The sequence below is a fragment of the Rhizobium sophoriradicis genome (assembly GCF_003939025.1).
Lineage (GTDB): Bacteria > Pseudomonadota > Alphaproteobacteria > Rhizobiales > Rhizobiaceae > Rhizobium > Rhizobium sophoriradicis.
Window position 1 is genome coordinate 385,173 of the sequence record NZ_RQIH01000003.1, and the last position, 16,611, is coordinate 401,783.

The following is a 16,611-nucleotide window of genomic DNA, read 5'->3' on the forward strand; positions in this document are numbered from 1 at the left end:
CACCCGAGGATCAGGCACCACAATTCAGGACCTCGACATGATCCATTTCAAATCCATCCTCCGCCTCCTGGAGACTTATCTCCTCTCCACCTTCATCCTCGCGAGCCTGCTGGCCGGGCCGTTGATCATTTTGTTCGTGAGGTAGAGACGAAATTCAACCCAAGGAACGATAACGAAAATTGGAGATTGACCGTAATTGGCTTTTGCTGCCAGGTGGAAGCAACGGCGTGCCGTGCGGCCCCCTCATCCGACCCTTCGCCTAAATCACGCCACCCCAGCCGCCAACTTCTCCCGCACCTCCAGAAATGCCGCCGTCAGCCGCGCCAGCACCGGCGAGGTCACCGTCCCGTTCGCCCCGCCGACCGGATCGACGATGTGGATCTGCCGCAGATCCTCCATGAATTCATCCCAGAGCGACTGTCCGCCTTCCTCCAGAAGCTGCGCGCGAATGCTGAGATCCTCCGTCACCGGCAGGTGACGTCGTCCCCAGGCGCCGATCATGGCGAAGACGGGCACGAGTTGGATCGCCGGCTCCGTCAGACTGTAGATCGCTTTCTGGCTGTGGCTCGGATCGTCCCGCTTGCTGATGAAGCCGAGCGAGAGCAGTCGTTTCAGCCGCGCCGCCAGGATATTGGAGGCGATGCCCTCCTCCGAATTGTTGAGCAGATCGCGGAAATGCCGGCGGTTGCCAAACATGATGTCGCGGATGATGATCAGGCTCCACCGGTCACCCAGCACTTCCATTGTCAGGTTGATCGGGCAGCCGGACCGCAATTCAATATCCACGAAGCATCTCCTGTAGAAACCAGTTGCACTATAGGATCGCTTATGGGAGAACACAACTAGTTTCAAACTGCAATCACATGGAGGAGAGCATGTCCAAGGTGCGCGTTGCAGGGTTTTCCGTTTCCGTCGACGGTTTCGGCGCCGGTCCGGAACAGAGCCTGCAGGATCCGCTCGGCAAGCGGGGACCCGAGATGTTTCAATGGTTTTTCCATACCCGCACCTTCCGTGCGATGCTGGGAAAGGACGACGGTTCGCAAGGAGTTGACGAGGATTATGCCGCTCGCGGCATGGCCAATTTCGGCGCCTTCATCCTCGGCCGCAACATGTTCGGTCCGATCCGCGGCGAGTGGCCGGACAATACCTGGAAAGGCTGGTGGGGTCCGAACCCGCCATACCACGCACCGACCTATATCCTCACCCATTACCCGCGCGAGCCGATCGTCATGGAAGGCGGCACGACGTTCCACTTCATCACCGGGGGCATCGAGGAAGCGCTCGACAAGGCGAAGGCCGCCGTGGGCGACAAGGACGTGAAGATCGGCGGCGGCGTCAGCACCGTGCGGCAATATCTGCAGGCCGGCCTGATCGATGAACTGCACTTTGCCGTCGCCCCCGTGGTGCTCGGCAAAGGCGAAGCGATGTTTTCAGGCATCGACCTACCGGACCTAGGTTTCCGCGTCACCGAACATGTCGCCAGCGAACACGCCACCCATATCGTGCTCGCGAAATAATTGCCGGCTCAGGCCGTCCGGGCAAGGCGGTCGCAAGGGTCGCCTGCTCGCGTCAGATCTAACCCGGAATCACTCGGTATACGCATGCCGTTCCCTCGACGCCCCGCAACGGGGCCTCGAAGGCGGCCAGCCGGTGGCCGGAAAGCAACTGGGCGACACCAGGTGCCGAAAACAGCGCTTCGGAAATGCAGATCTCGCCGGCATCGGCCAGCGACTGCACCCGGGCAGCGACATTGACCGTCTGTCCGAAATAATCGAGGTTGTCGTTCAAGGTCACGGCGATGGACGGGCCGCAATGGGCGCCGATCTTCAGGATGATGCTGGGATCGCCATGTTCGCTGTTGAAACGCTCGATTTCCCCAAGCATATGCAACGCCGCCGAAACCGCATCGGCCGGGCGGGAGAAGGCAGCCATCACGGCATCGCCGATCGTCTTGACGATTGCGCCCGAATGCTCCTGCACCGTGGCGCCGAGCAAGGCGAAATGTTCGCGCACCAGCGCATAGGCGTTGAGATCGCCGAGCCGTTCGTACATTGCGGTTGAGCCCTTGAGATCGGTGAACAGCAGCGTCACCTGGCGGATGCCGAGCCCCTCCCTTTCGTCGACGCGCTCGGAACGAAACATCCGCCGGAAGGTTTGGCGCGCCAAAAGCATTCCGCCCGATACATAGGGATCGAAGTCGAGGACCGGCTTGGTGGTCTGCGCCAGGATCTCGGGCGGCCAGTTGATCAGCAGCAGCGAGCCTCGCATGGCCGCCGAGTTCTCGACGTCGACGATGACGGGGCCGGGCCGCACCGACGGCAGCGAAGCACAGAACCGCTGCCCGTCATATCCGATGCGCAGAAACGTCGGCGCCGTCACAGGTTCGCCTGCCACCGGCAGCGCAAAGCTCGCCTGCGTCTGCACGTTAATGCCGGCGAGCGCCCCGGGACCGAGCTCCGCCCTCACCGTCGTGACGGATGCGGGCGCCAGGAAGGTCAGGCCGCGCACCATCCCCTTGAGGACATCGACAAAGCGGGCCTGCTGGCCGGGCAGCCGCGCATCGCTCAGAAACCGCGCCTTCCAGTGAAAATCCTCGACCGAAAGCGAGCCGGGATCGTGAAACGGCAGCCGGCGCAACTGCGGCGACACCGTGAAGGTCACTTCGATGAAGTCGTCGAGGTCGGTTTCGCCGGAGACGTCGCAAAGGCCGCAGACATAGTGGGTCTTCAGCGTCCGCAGCGCGCCAAAACTGTCGAGCACCATGCCGGATTGGGGACACACGACGTCCCAGCTCATCTCGAACAGGCCGCTGCGCGTCGCATGGAGAAAGAGATCGATGCTTTCGGCCTCGGAGATCGCGTGATCGCGCGCAAAAGCCAGCGGATTGATGCGGTAGAGCGAGAAATCGTCGCCGCTGCGGATCAGGCTTTCGAACTTGGAGATGACGCGCGGGCTCCATGACCGGGCAAGCTCCATCTCGGTCATCTTGCTGTCGAGGAGTCGTTCCCGAACATCGATCATCTCACACCTGCGCCTCGATTGGCCAGGCCATGGGATCCACGGCGGCTCCCGCAACTATAGCAAAAAACGGGCCGTGCGTCCGCCTTCGGCAGCCTTGGATGCGCCGGTCGCAGCGCCCGCCGGGCGGCCGGCTCGACCGCGCCAAAATAGCTCTAGCATTGCTGCGGAATGAGCGTAGAGTGAGCGTCATCGCCCATCGCATCATCGGCGCGACCGCTTGGGAGATCATAAGTGCTCTTGCCGCTTTATGGAGGGTACGACGTTGCTCCTATCGCTCATCTCACTCGACGACCACGAAATAACCATCGTCACCGATGCCGTTCGGCAATGGTGCGGCGAGAAGAAACTCGACATCGACAGCGTCGAGGGACGCCGCGCCATCACGGTCGCGGTCGATCTGCTCCAGATGAACACCCGCGGCGACAGGCTTTTTGCCGAACTGTCGAAGCAGCTGGACCACTAAAAGATCCGATATTCTCTCGATGAGCGCGGACACCTCTTAGGTGCCGGTGCCGGTGCCGGCCAGATCGCGCAGGTCCCGGCTTGAAGGTCGAGGCCCTGCGAAATAACCGCACTCCCCACCCACCTTGCACATCTCCACTCCCTCGCCTAAGGCAATGCAACCTCCTTCCGCAAGTCCGCCCGGTGCTCCGCTTCATCATCCACGCCCTCGCCGCTCTCATCCTGACGCTGCTCACCCAGATCGGCGGCATCGCCTATCTCATCGCCCTCGCCGCCGCGCGAATATGCGGCCTCAGGCGATTTCCCGCCAAGCTCGCGCTCTTCCTTTTGTGCTACGCCGCCGCGACGGTCGCCACGCAGTTTGCGGCACCGGCATTCGGCCGCGTTCCTCTCTCCTGCCTGCCAAGCGTTGAAGACAGGCTCGTGGTCCGCTCGCCAATACTGCGCGCTGAACCGCAACTACGTCACGCCCAAGCTTCGCGATCTGGCAGCGGCGCTCGCCGCCCATATGGACAAGCAATTCCCCGGCACCGTCACCGTCCAGCTGGATGCGAACTTCCCCTTCGTCAACGGTTTCCCGCTGCTGCCGCATCTCTCGCATGCCGACGGCAAGAAGCTTGATTTCGCCTATTACTACAAGGATGCAAATGGCGCCTTCTTGAATGGCGCAACCCGCTCGCCGATCGGTTATTTCGCTTTCGAGGAGCCTGGCCCGGGCGACGAACTGCCGTGCGCGGGTCGCCATGACTGGCTCACCACCCGCTGGAATTTCGATGCGCTGCAGCCATTGTTCCCGGCCTACCGGATCGAGGAGCAGCGCACCGCGGCGGCGGTCGCCTGGCTGACGACGGAAGGGGTCGCGCGCTTTGGTCTGCAGAAGATCTTCATTGAACCGCACCTGAAGAACGCGCTCGGGATCACCGACGCCCATGTCAGCTTTCAGGGCTGCCGGGCCGCCCGCCACGACGACCATCTTCATATCCAGGTCGAATGAGACCTGCCCAACTCGCTTGCACGCGACAGGAAATCCGCTAGAGCTGATCCGGCAACGAACCAGCGGCTCCGATATCGAGAGTGGATCATGGAACATACTATCGTCGCTGTTGTCGGATCGCCTGCCGCTGTCGCGGCGATGGTCGCGGCGACGGGCTGCCCGGAGCCGACGGCATTGCTGTTTGGCCTGGCGATCAAAGCCAATCGACCGGCTGACGAAACTGCAGCCCGCCGCTCTCCGACAAGCCCTCGCGACCGCCCCGGAGAATGTTTCGATCGAGCGCGCGCCGCAACCATCCATGGCAGCACCTCTTTCCGGCTGCCGCCCGATTGTCTATTTTCGCCATCCATGTCCCTAAACGAGAGGTTTGCTTGTGAGTGTCGGCCTGATTGCCCTGCTTGATGATGTTGCCGCGCTTGCAAAGGCGGCCGCTGCTTCCCTGGACGATGTCGTCGCTCACGCGGGCAGAGCCGGCGCCAAAGCCGCCGGCGTCGTGATCGACGACGCTGCCGTCACGCCGCGTTATGTGACCGGCCTGTCGGCGGCGCGCGAACTGCCGATCATCGGGAAGATCGCCGTCGGCTCCCTCAAGAACAAACTTCTGTTCCTCTTGCCGGCAGCACTCGCCCTCAGCCTCCTCCTGCCGCAAGCGGTGACGCCGCTGCTGATGCTCGGCGGGCTCTACCTCTGCTACGAAGGTGCCGAAAAGGTCTACGAGCTCGTCGTGCCGCATGCCGCCCATTCACACGAGGCGGGGCTCGAGACGATCAGCGTCGATGCCAAAACCTTCGAGGACGAAAAAGTCGCGAGCGCAGTCAGGACCGATTTCATTCTGTCGGCCGAGATCATGGCGATCACGCTCGGCTCCCTGTCCGAGTCGGGGCTGGCGATGCAGGCGCTGGTTCTCGCCCTGGTCGGAATCATGATCACGGCTGCCGTTTACGGCGTCGTCGCTCTGATCGTAAAGGCGGACGATTTCGGCCTCTGGCTTGCCCAGCGCTCCTCCCCTTCTCAAGCCGGCGCGCTCCTGCGCATGCTCGGGCGCGGCCTCGTGCAGGGCATGCCCTATCTTCTCAAGGTGCTCGGCCTGATCGGGACGGCGGCGATGATCTGGGTCGGCGGCGGCATCATCGTGCACGGCGCCGAAACTTTCGGCCTCGCCTGGCCGAGCCATCTCCTCCACGATGCCGGGGAAGGTATCGCCCATGCGGTGCCGGCCGGCGGCGCCGTGCTTTCCTGGCTGGTTCAGGCGGCCGGTTCAGGTCTCGTTGGCATCCTCATCGGGCTGGCGACAATCCCGGCCGTCGGCTACGTCGTTGCGCCGGCATGGCAGTGGTGCTCAACACGCCTACGCCGGATCAGGACCGCATGAGGGGCTAGAACAGGATGATTTTAGGCTCGGTCGGCCTAAAATCTGAACCCTGTTTAAAGAGTTAGAGCATGATGTCGTCCGAAAACCGCCTCACCCTTTTCGGCATCATGCTATAGCAGCGGCGCGGCGCCATCCTGACTGCCGGCCGAGACACGTTCACCGCGGGCCGACAAGTGTGACGCCTCGCCCGTCAACTAGCATCCCTTTCATCATAGGTACGCTGCGCCGCAAGGATCGCGTCCATGTTCTTCTCCGCCCAATGGGTGAGCGCCGAAACGGTCTCCGTCAGGGTGCGCCCGAGCGGCGTCAGCGCATATTCGACGGTTACCGGCACGGTCGGGAAGATGGTGCGTGTGATCAAGCCGTCGCGCTCCTGCTTTCTCAGCGTTTGCGACAGAACCTTCTGCGATATGCCCTTGATCTCTCGGCGGATGTGGTTGAAGCGTAATGGCCCGCCCCGCAGCCGGTCGAGGATCAAAAGCGCCCATTTGTCTGCCAGCCGGTCGAGTACCAGCCTCGTCGGACAACGATCCTCGTAAACATTATAGGCCTGCGCTGGCATGATCATCCGCTCCCGGTTTGTCCCTGGTTTCCTTGAGGAAACCAGGTGAGAAAAAAGTGCTCTCTTTTCCAATCCCATTTTCTCTGTATCTATCCCATGGAAAGATAGTTTCCAATAGAAACCAATGGAGAATGACATGAGCGGCAAGATTCTGGTTATCGGCGCAACCGGCACCGTGGGGAGGCACGTGGTGGACGGGCTCCTGGCAAAGGGCGAGGCCGTCAAGGCCGCCTCCCGCGCCGGCAAGCCGGTGGCAGGCGCCGAGGGCGTCGTCTTCGACTACGCCAAGCCCGAAACCTTCGGGCCGGCCTTCGATGGCGTCGATCGCGCCTATGTGCTGCTTGCCTCCGGCCATGCCGATGCCAAAGGCCTGCTGCTGCCGGTCATCGAGGCGGCCGCGGCCCGCAAGGTCAAGGTCGTGCTCCAGAGTGCGTTCGGCGTCGATGCCGACGATTCCATCCCCTATCGCCAGGTCGAAATTGCCCTGGAAAAGTCAGGCACGCCTTACGTCATCCTGCGTCCGAACTGGTTTTCCGACAACTTCCACACCTTCTGGAAACCCGGCATTGATCACGGCCAGATCGCCCTTCCCGCCGCCGAAGGCAAGTCGAGCTTCATCGATGCCCGCGATATCGCGGCAAGCGGCGTGGCGGCGCTCACCTCCTCGTCCTTCGACGGCAAGGCCTTCAATCTGACTGGACCGGAAGCGCTCTCTTATACGCAAGGCGCCGCCATCCTCTCCGAAGCGATTGGCAAGCCTGTCTCCTATAACGCCGTCTCCGACGAAACCTTCATCGACATGCTCACCGGCGCCGGTGTACCGGCCGATTACGCAAGCTTCCTCGCCTCGATCTTCTATCCCGTCCGCCAAGGCTGGACCGCCGTCGTGAACGGCGATGTTGAGACGCTGACCGGCAACGCCCCGCGTTCACTGCAGACTTATGCGGCCGATTACGCCGCCGCGTTGACGGCGTAACCAGAACGACGCATGCAGACGGCGGTTCTCCGCCGTCTGCCCGCGAAGCCGGGGATAACCGATCCGATTACGGCAAGGAATTCGACGCGCCTTCTCTCCCACCCGCCCCACCTGGCAATACCACGCACGCCCTTTCTCCAGCCGTCTCAGGCGCGCCCTTCTCTCCAGCTTCATCCTGAGGCGCCCCGAAGGGGCCTCGAAGGGCGGGGCTGGCCACCCACATTGCTGGAGGAATCGGCGACACCTACCGCAGCGGCAGCTCGCAGCTCCGCTTCAGCGTTTCCATCGGCACGTCTGTTTTGACGCTGAGCACGCTCGGGATGCGGGTCAGATGATCGGCTTGGAAGCGCCAGTAGCTGTGCAGGTCGGCGGTGACGATACGCAGCACGGCGTCGCATTCGCCCGTCGTCAGGTAGCATTCCATGACTTCAGGAAACCGCCGGACGGCTTCGGCAAACCGCAGCGTCACCTCGGCATCCTGGGTCTTGAACCAGACGCGGGCAAACACCGTCAGCCCCGCGCCGACCTTTGCGGGGTCGAGCACGGCGACATAACGATCGATGATGCCTGCCTCTTCGAGCAGCCGCACCCTGCGCAAGCAGGGCGAAGGCGACAGCCCCACCTCCCTCGCCAGCTCGACATTCGAAATGCGCCCGTCGCGCTGGAGGACACGCAAGATATGCCGATCGATCGCATCCAGGGTGACGGACATTTTATAGCTCCATAAGATTCATTAGTGGCATATCATGCCAATCTTTTACAATTTCAGGGATGCTTCGCAATCTCATTGCGTGAGCTTTGGCCTATCGTTCCACGTATCGATGTGGAGAAGAGCTAATGGCAAGAAAGATAGGAAAGATCGTGCTCGCTTATTCCGGCGGGCTGGATACCTCGATTATCCTCAAATGGCTGCAGGAGACCTATGGGTGCGAGGTCGTCACCTTCACCGCCGATCTCGGCCAGCGCGAGGAACTCGAAACTGCCCGCGCCAAGGCGAAGATGCTGGGTGTTCGAGACATTCGCATCGTCGATCTCAGAGAGGAATTCGTCGGCGATTTCGTCTTTCCCATGCTGCGGGCCAACACGGTCTATGAGGGCCAGTACCTGCTTGGCAGTTCCATCGCCCGTCCGCTGATCGCCGAACACCTCGTCGCCATCGCCCGGGAGGTCGGAGCCGATGCCGTCGCCCACGGCTCGACCGGCAAAGGCAATGACCAGGTCCGGTTCGAACTCGCCGTCAATGCGCTCGACCCGTCACTCGAGGTCATCGCCCCCTGGCGCCAATGGGATATCCGCTCGCGCGCCCAGTTGCTGGAATATGCCGCAAGGCATCAAATCCCCGTGCCGAGGGACAAGCGTGGCGAGGCCCCCTTCTCGATCGACGCCAACCTGCTGCACAGCTCGACCGAGGGTAAGGTCCTTGAAGACCCGGCGGAGATCGCACCCGATTACATCTATCGGCGCACGGTCGATCCCATCGACGCTCCGGACCAGCCCGAAATTGTCGCGATCGGCTTCGAGAACGGCGACCCTGTCTCCCTGAACGGCAGGCCGATGACGCCGGCCGCTTTGCTCACCGATCTCAACGAGTGCGGCGGGGACACGGCGTCGGGCGGCTCGATCTGGTTGAAAACCGCTTCATCGGCATGAAGTCGAGGGGTGTCTACGAAACACCGGGAGGCACGATCCTGCTTGCCGCCCATCGCGGCATCGAATCGATCACCCTCGATCGCGCCGCCGCGCATCTGAAGGATGAGCTCATGCCCCGCTACGCCGAACTGATCTACAACGGTTTCTGGTTTTCTCCTGAACGCGACATGCTGCAAGCCCTGATCGACCGCAGCCAGGCCTTAGTTAGCGGCGAAGTCACGCTCCGGCTCTACAAGGGAAACGCCTCGGTCATATCCCGAGCCTCCCCTTCCTCGCTCTATTCCGCCGATCTCGTCACTTTCGAGGAAGGGCGGGTCGCCTATGACCACCACGACGCCGAAGGCTTCATCAGGCTCAACGGATTGCGCCTCAGAAACTGGGCCGCCCGTAACGGAAGACACCGCTCCTAACCTCGCAGCGGCAAGCCTGATCGACCGCTTCCTGCCGCCGTTCAACCCGATTGGTAGCCGCTGCAGAATTTCAAACGATATTAAACATCAGGCACCCAGAATTAATCGATTTTAATTTTATGATTAAAATTTTCTTGTTGCGGCGCAAAAGAAACTGAGCATTAGCTTTTCTACAGATGCTCAGTTTGTCGTTTGGAGGACTTGCATGACTGTGACATTTCCGCTGACCGAGAAGCGCGACGCAGAAGCGTTGCTCCAGCATTTGACGCTGCACAAGCTCACCTATCCCGGAAACTGCGTCGTGTCGCTCAAGGCGCACGTCGCCCAGGTTTCATCCTCGCACACAACCGCCCTCGGTACGGCCCGTACCGCCTGGTAGTAATTTTCAGAGGGCTCTTTGCCGCTGACGTTCCTACCCCATCTGCTTGCCGGAGACCAAGTGAGGGTGACAGAGTATCGGCGCGCTGCCTTCACCTACCGGTTAGCGCCGATACCACATCGAAAAGGCATTCGACGCGGCGGAGCGAGTGCGCCGGCATATTTGCATTCAGAGGCCACCCAGCAGCAATTGCCGGTTGCCGGTCACAGAAATGCGATTATTGCAATATTTACGGAGTTCCCACGCCCCGCAGTGCCGCCGGAGCGGAAATCGGATTCCAGCTCGGCGGCGGCAAATCGGATGCCTGACCCATATGACCTATCTGAAACCTGGCATGCTCGCTCTGGCCTTGATGCTGGCAGCCCTATTGCCCCTGCACCACGCGCAAGCCGAGCAATGCGGACAGGAGACTTTCGATGAGGCGAAATACGTCGTCTGCACATTGGAAGTGGGGAAGGTCGACCTGCGTCTGTTCTGGAAGGGCGCCGACGGCGAGCCTTATCGCGCTTTTTCAAGCCTTGCCGAAGCCGTTCGCGCCGAAGGGCGAAAGCTGACTTTCGCCGTCAATGCCGGCATGTACCGGGCCGACTTTTCGCCGTTGGGACTGTATGTCGAGAACGGCAGGGAACTGAAACCCGCCAATATGGCGGCTGCCGAACGCGCCGCCGGCCAGGTGCCGAATTTCTACAAGAAGCCGAACGGCGTGTTCTTTCTGGGCGAAGCCGGCGCCGGTATCCTACCGACCGACGCGTTCCTCAAACTCGCCCCCAAGGCGCGCTTCGCCACCCAGTCCGGCCCGATGCTTGTCATCGCCAACAGGCTCAATCCAATCTTCATCATCGGTTCGACGGACCGCACCCGGCGAAGCGGTGTCGGTGTCTGCGAGAACGGGACCGTTCGCTTCGCGATCAGCGAAGACGGTGTCAATTTTCACGATTTCGCGCGGCTCTTCCGCGATCGTCTGCAATGTCCGGACGCCTTGTTTCTCGATGGCGGACGCGGCGTCGGCCTTTACAGTCCGGCGATGGGACGTAACGACTGGTCGTGGCACGGCGGCTATGGCCCGATCTTCGGGCTGGTGGAATAGCCCGCGGGTAAATTGCATCGAGACTCGCAATCGTCATCCGGGCCTTTGCATTCGGCCGAACATCGATATCGATCACGACGGCGGAAAGCGGACGCAGATATGACAGCGATTTCCATCACCGCCGTGCGCGATCAGATCGCCGGCGAGGCCGGCAACGGATCGTCGATGTCTTCAGGAATGAAACCGCCGGTCTGGCGTTTCCACAGGCGGGCAAACAGGCCGTCGCGTTCGACCAGTTCGTCCGGCCTGCCCTCTTCCACGATCCGCCCGTGATCGAGCACGACGATCCGGTCCATCCTGGCGATCGTTGAAAGCCTATGCGCGATGGCGATGACCGTCTTGCCCTCCATGACGAGGTTGAGCCTTTCTTGGATTGCGGCTTCGGATTCGCTGTCCAGCGCCGAGGTCGCTTCGTCGAGCACCAGGATCGGCGCGTCCTTCAGCAGCACGCGGGCGATGGCGACGCGCTGCCGCTGGCCGCCAGACAGTTTGATGCCGCGGTCACCGACGAAGGCGTCATAGCCCTTGCGGCCCTCGCTGTCGGCAAGATCGGTGATGAAGGCATCGGCGCTCGCCATCTTCGTCACCCTTTCTATCTCTTCCTGCGTCGCCTCCGGCCGGCCGTAGCGGATATTGTCGCCGACCGAACGGTGCAGCAGCGCGACGTCCTGGGCGATGACGCCGATGGCGCGGCGAAGGCTTGACTGCGTGACCGCGCGGATGTCCTGTCCGTCGATCAGGATCGCGCCCGCCTTGATATCGTAGAAGCGCAGGAGCAGATTTGCGAGCGTGGTCTTGCCGGCCCCGGAGAGGCCGACCAGCCCTACTTTCTCCCCCGGCCGCACCGTCAGCGACAGATCGTCGATCACTGGTTTGCCCGACTTATAGGCGAAGCGGACATTCTCAAACCGGATCTCGCCCCGCTGCACGGCAAGTTCGCCCGCATCTGGCCGGTCGCTGATCGTCGGCGGCGTGGTCATGACGGGCATGGCGTCCTTGATCGTGCCGATCGCCTGGAATATCTGCTGGCCCATCTGCAGGAAGACGAAGATCTGCGACGACAGCCGGTTGAGGATGTAGACCGCGCCGACGAACTCGCCGACCGTGAGGAAGCCTTTGACGAGGCCGGAAAATCCGATCGACAGCATGGCCAGCCACAGCAGCGTGTTGAGAACCACGACGGTCACTTCCGACGAGCGATAGATGCGCTGCTCGCTGTGCTGCGTCTGCACGGCCTTCTGAATGATGCGGCGGATTGCGCCTGCCTCACTGTCTTCGGCCGCAAACTGCTTGATCATCTGCATGTTGGTATAGAGATCGGTGATGGCCCCGGCCACCATGCTGCGCTGCTTGGCGGTGCGGCGCGAACGCTCGACGAAAACAGGCACGATCCTGGCGGTGAATGCGACGTTGAGCGCGATCCATAGGACGACCGGCAGGGCAAGCTGCCAGGCCAGAGCGCTCAACAGAATCACGGAGCCGACCAGTTGCATCAGGAAGCGCGGGATGGTCTGGAAGCCGGCAAGAATCTGCTGCTGGACGGCGGACGATACCTGCTGCAGCCGCGAGGAAACCTGCCCGGCATAGAGATCATGGAAGAAGGCAAGGTCCTGCCGCTCCACCGCCTTGTGGCCTTGCCACTGAATGGCAGCGGGCATGGCGATGCCCAATGTGTGCGAACTCAGCGTGTTGAGCGTGAACGAAACGATCGGCATCACGGGAAAGATCAGAAAGCCGAGGACAGCAAGCAGCAGCCATTCCTTCTCCAGGAAGGCGGCAGCACCTTGTTGCGTCACGCCATCGACAATGACCGAAAGCCCCCAGACGATCGTCAGGTTGATCACCTCGAACACCATGGAGCAAAGCGCAAGTGTGATCAGCACGCCGCGAAACATCGAAATGAAGTGCAGAAGGACGGCCACGGGCCCCTTGGACGGCAGCGGTCGATAGGCAATATCGAGCGGCCTGATCCAGGTTTCGAAAGGACGATAGATCGCATCTGAGATCGACATTGGCCACCCGGAGCAAATGGGGAAGAGACGTGGACTCAACTACGCCAGGTCGGATGGGATCATCTTCCGGCCTCAACCTCAATTAGAAATTTCAAGATGATCGAATGGACGTTATCGCGATGGCTCGGGCCCGGGAAGCAACGTCGCAATGTCCAATTGCCGTCACTATCCGATTGAGGCAGGATGCGGCGTGTGAAGAGGCGTAGAGGTTGAACGCACGCGCATGCTGACGGGCTCATGTCATTGCGGCAAGACGAGTTGGACGCTCGAGGGCGATCCCGGCTCGATTACCGCCTGCAACTGCACCCTCTGCCGACGCTACGGCGTTCTGTGGGCCTATGACTATGAGGGTGAGCGTATCGCTCTAACCGGGCAGACCGCTTCCTATACCCGCGCCGGCAGGGAGAACTCATCTCTCGAAATTCTGTTCTGCCCCTCCTGCGCCTGCGTCTTGAGCTGGCGCGGCCTGCGGCTTCAAAAGGATGGCCGCCGCCGCATGGCCGTCAACATTCGGCTTGCGCCCCCGGATCTCGTCGCCGACCTGCCCATCGATCACTTCGATGGGCTTGAGACATTCGAAGACCTTCCCTCCCAGGGACGCTGCGTGCGCGATCTCTGGTTCTGAAAAACCCCGCCATGCACGTGCCTCGGCCGGGGCGCCGATCGTCCGCGCCGGGCCGGCTCAGCCGCGCCGGGCGGCCTCGATCGCGGCAACGTCGATCTTCCGCATGGTCATCATCGCATCAAAGGCGCGCTTTGCCTCGTCGCCACCTGCGGCCAGCGCCTCGGTCAACACCCGCGGCGTAATCTGCCAGGACACGCCCCATTTATCTTTACACCAGCCGCATTCGCTTTCCTGGCCGCCATTGCCGACAATGGCGTTCCAATAGCGGTCGGTCTCCTGCTGATCCTCGGTTGCGATCTGAAATGAGAAAGCTTCGCTGTGTTTGAACGTAGGACCGCCGTTCAGACCAATGCAAGGAATACCCGCAACAGTGAATTCGACAACCAACACGTCTCCCTGCTTGCCCTCGGGATAATCTCCCGGCGCACGAATGACGGCACCGACGGCGCTGTCCGGAAAAGTCGCGGCATAAAAGCGGGCGGCAGCCTCAGCCTCTTTGTCGTACCATACGCAAATCGTATTCTTCGCCATCACGGGCCCCTTTCGCTGTTCGTTTCCTGCTCCCTCTGAAGTAAGAGCCGAACCGTCTATCTCCAGCCTATGCAGAATATTTCCTGCAGATGAGGATCGAGCCGCCGCATCGGCGGCGCTGGCCTTGGCAACGCATCGAGCCGCGGCCTCAATCAACGCGGCAGAAGTCCGAGCCGGCATAGAAATCGAGCCCGGCGCCGCCAGTTGAATCCAATTCTACGCGGCGTGGTTTTTGTGTCTTCAACACAAAACTCGTGTCAGACTGCCATGCCTGCGCGACCATCGGGAGCCGAAGCCATGCATAAGTTCACCGTATCAATTACCCGCGAGATCGAGGCCGATACCGCCGAGGAGGCCGCTCTGCTTCTGTATCAGGAATTATCAAAGGGGCCGATTCCTGACACCTACTCGGTCACCGACGAGACGCAGGTGACGACCGAGGTCACGCTGGACCGGAATAAAGCTGACGAGTTTGCCAGCATCGATCATACCGCCGACCCCGGCAATTGGTAGATGCCAGGCAGCCCCGAGAAGGCGCCGGGCCCGGCGCCGGCATCATTCTGATCGCTGTCTTCGCGGAAATACCGATCCTACTCGTTGTCTACACCATGGCTCTGTTTTATTTGCGTCCAGCTCGACAAAACCCCTCCGCCAGCGCTCACCCTCCTGAGTTAGGAAAGAACGTGACCACACCAATCAAAGTAGCCGTCGCCGGCCCGAACGGCCGCATGGGCCGAGCCATCTTGTCGCTGCTGGCAGCCGATCCGGATTTTGCCTTCGTCGGCGGCATCGGCCGTGAGGCCGCCGCGGGCGCCGGGTTGATCGATCGTTCGGCTGCGATCGCGGCCGCCGACGTGATCCTGGATTTCACGACGGGAGCTGCTGCCGCCGAACTTGCCGGTCTATGCGCCGCGGCGGGCGGACCGGCTCTGGTGATCGGCGCCACCGGTTTCGAGCCGGACGAAGTCGAGCGGATCGCCGAGGCCGCGCGCACCATTCCGATCCTGCGCTCCGGCAATTTCTCGATCGGTGTCAACATGCTGGTCGGCCTCGTTATTCAGGCCGCGCGCGCCCTTCCTGCCCATGGTTGGGATATCGAAATCCTGGAAGCGCATCACAACAAGAAGATCGACGCGCCATCCGGCACGGCGCTGATGCTCGGCGAAGCGGCTGCCGAAGGACGCGGCGTTTCGCTCGCATCCGTCGAGCGGCACGGCCGCGACGGCATCACCGGTGAGCGGCCGCCCGGCGAGATCGGCTTTGCCGTGCTGCGCGCCGGCGGGCTCGTCGGAGAACACAAGGTGCTGTTTGCCGCCGCCGAGGAAGTTCTCACGCTTTCGCATTCGGCTCTCGATCGCGGCATGTTCGCCCGCGGTGCGCTTGCCGCTGCCCGCTGGATCGCAGGGCGCGCGCCCGGCGAATACAATATGCGGGACGTCCTGGGCTTGACGTGAGAAGGGCGGATAGACACTGCCCGCACGATCAGCCTTCATCCTGAGGTGCCCCGAAGGACGAGGGCTGGTGATCGGAGTATCGCCGACGCGACAACGACTTCCGTTCCAGCCAGACCCACCGAGCAGAACAGCGTTATCTCCTCGGACGATCGCCGTCCGGCCGCTTTCCCGGCAATGATGTCGGCAAGATCGGCCATGCGATCATCGTTGCCGGAGCCGGTGAGGAAAAACGGCGAAGCATAGGCGCGCGCCTGTTCAAGGGAGTCCGTCGCGATTACGGCTGCGGCATCGGCGACATCCAACCCGAGTTCGTATCCTTGAAGCGTTTTCGGGCCGACGGTGGTGACATGCACGCCGGGCTTCAAATCCCCGGCATGGACGACAGGCGTTTGGCTCGTGGTTGCGCAGATGACGATGTCGGCGTCATCAACGGCTTTCGAGACGCTGTCGACCGGTTCCACATCAAGCCCCAGGGCCTGCTGCATCTCGCTTGCGAAGGCTGCGCGATTTGTCTCGTCGCGGCTATAGACGCGGGCGCGGTCGAGATTGCGAACGGCGGCCGCCGCGGCAAGCTGGGTTCGCGCCTGCGCCCCACTGCCGATGATCCCGATATTCCGGGCATCAGGCGCGCCGAGATGGCGGATGGCGAGCCCTCCGATGGCGCCGGTCCTGAGACTGCCGAGGCGCTCGCCGAGAATGACGCCCTCGAGCTTGGCGTCGTCGGCCGACCACACGGCGACGATTTGCGTATGCTCCGCCCCATTGAATGTGTCGTAGACGCGAAAACCGGCGATCGGTTTCTCGCCCATGAGGCCGCCGACCGTGAAAACGAGATCGCCTCGATCGGGGAACGAGACATGATGCCGAGGCGGAGAGATCAAGCGATTGCAGGCTTTCGCGAGAAACGCGGCCTCGAGCGCGTCGATGGCGATGGACATCAAAGCGCCGCCGACCAGATCCTCGTCTTTCAGAATTTTCGTCATGGCACACCTCCCGCTCATGCCGCATCCTGCGACCCCAACCGCGGTTGAGGTCAAGAGGCGAGATAAACCGTTACGCGAAGAAACCTGTGTGAA

At 61.8% G+C, this 16,611-nt stretch carries 16 protein-coding genes and 2 pseudogenes; 11 read left to right on the forward strand and 7 right to left on the reverse strand.

Annotation, left to right across the window (positions count from 1 at the left end; translation table 11 throughout):
• Positions 1-264 precede the first annotated feature (264 nt).
• Positions 265-786, reverse strand: a complete 522-nt coding sequence (locus EFR00_RS06540) for a winged helix-turn-helix transcriptional regulator (RefSeq protein WP_009993700.1) — start codon at positions 784-786, stop codon at positions 265-267.
• Between the two features lie 89 nt (positions 787-875).
• On the opposite strand from EFR00_RS06540, the gene EFR00_RS06545 reads away from it, so the two are divergent.
• Positions 876-1,517: a dihydrofolate reductase family protein gene (locus EFR00_RS06545; protein ID WP_077989434.1), complete on the forward strand. Its 642-nt coding sequence runs from the start codon at positions 876-878 to the stop codon at positions 1,515-1,517.
• Between the two features lie 58 nt (positions 1,518-1,575).
• Here the strand turns inward: EFR00_RS06545 and EFR00_RS06550 are convergent, their stop codons facing one another.
• On the reverse strand, positions 1,576-3,021 hold the full coding sequence (locus tag EFR00_RS06550) for an adenylate/guanylate cyclase domain-containing protein (RefSeq protein ID WP_077989383.1): 1,446 nt from the start codon (positions 3,019-3,021) through the stop codon (positions 1,576-1,578).
• Between the two features lie 262 nt (positions 3,022-3,283).
• Here EFR00_RS06550 and EFR00_RS06555 point away from each other — a divergent pair, with 262 nt between their 5' ends.
• From EFR00_RS06555 to EFR00_RS06565, 3 genes and pseudogenes are all read left to right on the forward strand, one after another.
• Entirely contained in the window at positions 3,284-3,484 is a 201-nt protein-coding gene (locus EFR00_RS06555) for a hypothetical protein (RefSeq protein WP_039623333.1), read from the forward strand.
• A gap of 182 nt (positions 3,485-3,666) precedes the next feature.
• A pseudogene (locus EFR00_RS06560) lies at positions 3,667-4,477 on the forward strand (hypothetical protein).
• A gap of 373 nt (positions 4,478-4,850) precedes the next feature.
• The gene (locus EFR00_RS06565; RefSeq protein WP_077989384.1) at positions 4,851-5,849 is read left to right on the forward strand and encodes a DUF808 domain-containing protein; all 999 of its coding nucleotides are present in this window, start codon (positions 4,851-4,853) and stop codon (positions 5,847-5,849) included.
• 190 nt (positions 5,850-6,039) lie between these two features.
• On the opposite strand, the gene EFR00_RS06570 is transcribed toward EFR00_RS06565, so the two are convergent.
• Positions 6,040-6,417 carry a winged helix-turn-helix transcriptional regulator gene (locus EFR00_RS06570; RefSeq protein ID WP_038689642.1) on the reverse strand — a complete coding sequence of 126 codons (378 nt, stop codon included), beginning with the start codon at positions 6,415-6,417 and terminating at the stop codon, positions 6,040-6,042.
• 130 nt (positions 6,418-6,547) lie between these two features.
• Here EFR00_RS06570 and EFR00_RS06575 point away from each other — a divergent pair, with 130 nt between their 5' ends.
• Positions 6,548-7,387, forward strand: coding sequence for an SDR family oxidoreductase (locus EFR00_RS06575; RefSeq protein WP_077989385.1), 840 nt, complete (start codon positions 6,548-6,550; stop codon positions 7,385-7,387).
• Positions 7,388-7,631: 244 nt separating this feature from the next.
• On the opposite strand, the gene EFR00_RS06580 is transcribed toward EFR00_RS06575, so the two are convergent.
• The gene (locus tag EFR00_RS06580) at positions 7,632-8,099 is read right to left on the reverse strand and encodes an Lrp/AsnC family transcriptional regulator (protein ID WP_009994690.1); all 468 of its coding nucleotides are present in this window, start codon (positions 8,097-8,099) and stop codon (positions 7,632-7,634) included.
• Between the two features lie 125 nt (positions 8,100-8,224).
• Here EFR00_RS06580 and EFR00_RS06585 point away from each other — a divergent pair.
• The 3 genes and pseudogenes from EFR00_RS06585 (at position 8,225) to EFR00_RS06590 (ending at position 10,913) form a co-directional block, all read left to right on the forward strand.
• Positions 8,225-9,447, forward strand: a pseudogene (locus EFR00_RS06585) (argininosuccinate synthase).
• 205 nt (positions 9,448-9,652) lie between these two features.
• Positions 9,653-9,826, forward strand: a complete 174-nt coding sequence (locus EFR00_RS32940) for a hypothetical protein (protein ID WP_167482289.1) — start codon at positions 9,653-9,655, stop codon at positions 9,824-9,826.
• Between the two features lie 313 nt (positions 9,827-10,139).
• Positions 10,140-10,913 (forward strand): phosphodiester glycosidase family protein, encoded by a 774-nt coding sequence (locus tag EFR00_RS06590; protein WP_009993519.1) that lies wholly within the window; start codon positions 10,140-10,142, stop codon positions 10,911-10,913.
• A gap of 131 nt (positions 10,914-11,044) precedes the next feature.
• Here the strand turns inward: EFR00_RS06590 and EFR00_RS06595 are convergent, their stop codons facing one another.
• Positions 11,045-12,925, reverse strand: coding sequence for an ABC transporter ATP-binding protein (locus EFR00_RS06595; RefSeq protein WP_077989386.1), 1,881 nt, complete (start codon positions 12,923-12,925; stop codon positions 11,045-11,047).
• A 223-nt stretch (positions 12,926-13,148) separates the two neighbouring features.
• On the opposite strand from EFR00_RS06595, the gene EFR00_RS06600 reads away from it, so the two are divergent.
• Entirely contained in the window at positions 13,149-13,550 is a 402-nt protein-coding gene (locus EFR00_RS06600) for a GFA family protein (protein WP_009995622.1), read from the forward strand.
• A 57-nt stretch (positions 13,551-13,607) separates the two neighbouring features.
• Here EFR00_RS06600 and EFR00_RS06605 read toward each other — a convergent pair whose 3' ends face one another.
• Complete coding sequence (locus EFR00_RS06605) at positions 13,608-14,081, reverse strand: VOC family protein (RefSeq protein WP_009995621.1); 474 nt, start codon at positions 14,079-14,081, stop codon at positions 13,608-13,610.
• 297 nt (positions 14,082-14,378) lie between these two features.
• On the opposite strand from EFR00_RS06605, the gene EFR00_RS06610 reads away from it, so the two are divergent.
• Both EFR00_RS06610 and dapB read left to right on the forward strand, forming a co-directional pair.
• Positions 14,379-14,594, forward strand: coding sequence for a hypothetical protein (locus EFR00_RS06610; protein WP_009995619.1), 216 nt, complete (start codon positions 14,379-14,381; stop codon positions 14,592-14,594).
• A 170-nt stretch (positions 14,595-14,764) separates the two neighbouring features.
• Positions 14,765-15,535 carry a 4-hydroxy-tetrahydrodipicolinate reductase gene (dapB, locus tag EFR00_RS06615; protein ID WP_077989387.1) on the forward strand — a complete coding sequence of 257 codons (771 nt, stop codon included), beginning with the start codon at positions 14,765-14,767 and terminating at the stop codon, positions 15,533-15,535.
• Positions 15,536-15,570: 35 nt separating this feature from the next.
• Here the strand turns inward: dapB and EFR00_RS06620 are convergent, their stop codons facing one another.
• The gene (locus tag EFR00_RS06620; protein WP_077989388.1) at positions 15,571-16,518 is read right to left on the reverse strand and encodes an ornithine cyclodeaminase family protein; all 948 of its coding nucleotides are present in this window, start codon (positions 16,516-16,518) and stop codon (positions 15,571-15,573) included.
• Positions 16,519-16,611 lie beyond the last annotated feature (93 nt).

Excerpts from the sequence above, each read along its gene's own strand:
- EFR00_RS06545 (WP_077989434.1), top strand. The coding sequence starts at position 876 with ATGTCCAAGGTGCGCGTTGCAGGGTTTTCCGTTTCCGTCGACGGTTTC.
- EFR00_RS06550 (WP_077989383.1), bottom strand. The coding sequence starts at position 3,021 with ATGATCGATGTTCGGGAACGACTCCTCGACAGCAAGATGACCGAGATG.
- EFR00_RS06570 (WP_038689642.1), bottom strand. The coding sequence starts at position 6,417 with ATGATCATGCCAGCGCAGGCCTATAATGTTTACGAGGATCGTTGTCCG.
- EFR00_RS06575 (WP_077989385.1), top strand. The coding sequence starts at position 6,548 with ATGAGCGGCAAGATTCTGGTTATCGGCGCAACCGGCACCGTGGGGAGG.
- EFR00_RS06580 (WP_009994690.1), bottom strand. The coding sequence starts at position 8,099 with ATGTCCGTCACCCTGGATGCGATCGATCGGCATATCTTGCGTGTCCTC.
- EFR00_RS32940 (WP_167482289.1), top strand. The coding sequence starts at position 9,653 with ATGACTGTGACATTTCCGCTGACCGAGAAGCGCGACGCAGAAGCGTTG.
- EFR00_RS06590 (WP_009993519.1), top strand. The coding sequence starts at position 10,140 with ATGACCTATCTGAAACCTGGCATGCTCGCTCTGGCCTTGATGCTGGCA.
- EFR00_RS06595 (WP_077989386.1), bottom strand. The coding sequence starts at position 12,925 with ATGTCGATCTCAGATGCGATCTATCGTCCTTTCGAAACCTGGATCAGG.
- EFR00_RS06600 (WP_009995622.1), top strand. The coding sequence starts at position 13,149 with ATGCTGACGGGCTCATGTCATTGCGGCAAGACGAGTTGGACGCTCGAG.
- EFR00_RS06605 (WP_009995621.1), bottom strand. The coding sequence starts at position 14,081 with ATGGCGAAGAATACGATTTGCGTATGGTACGACAAAGAGGCTGAGGCT.
- EFR00_RS06610 (WP_009995619.1), top strand. The coding sequence starts at position 14,379 with ATGCATAAGTTCACCGTATCAATTACCCGCGAGATCGAGGCCGATACC.
- EFR00_RS06620 (WP_077989388.1), bottom strand. The coding sequence starts at position 16,518 with ATGACGAAAATTCTGAAAGACGAGGATCTGGTCGGCGGCGCTTTGATG.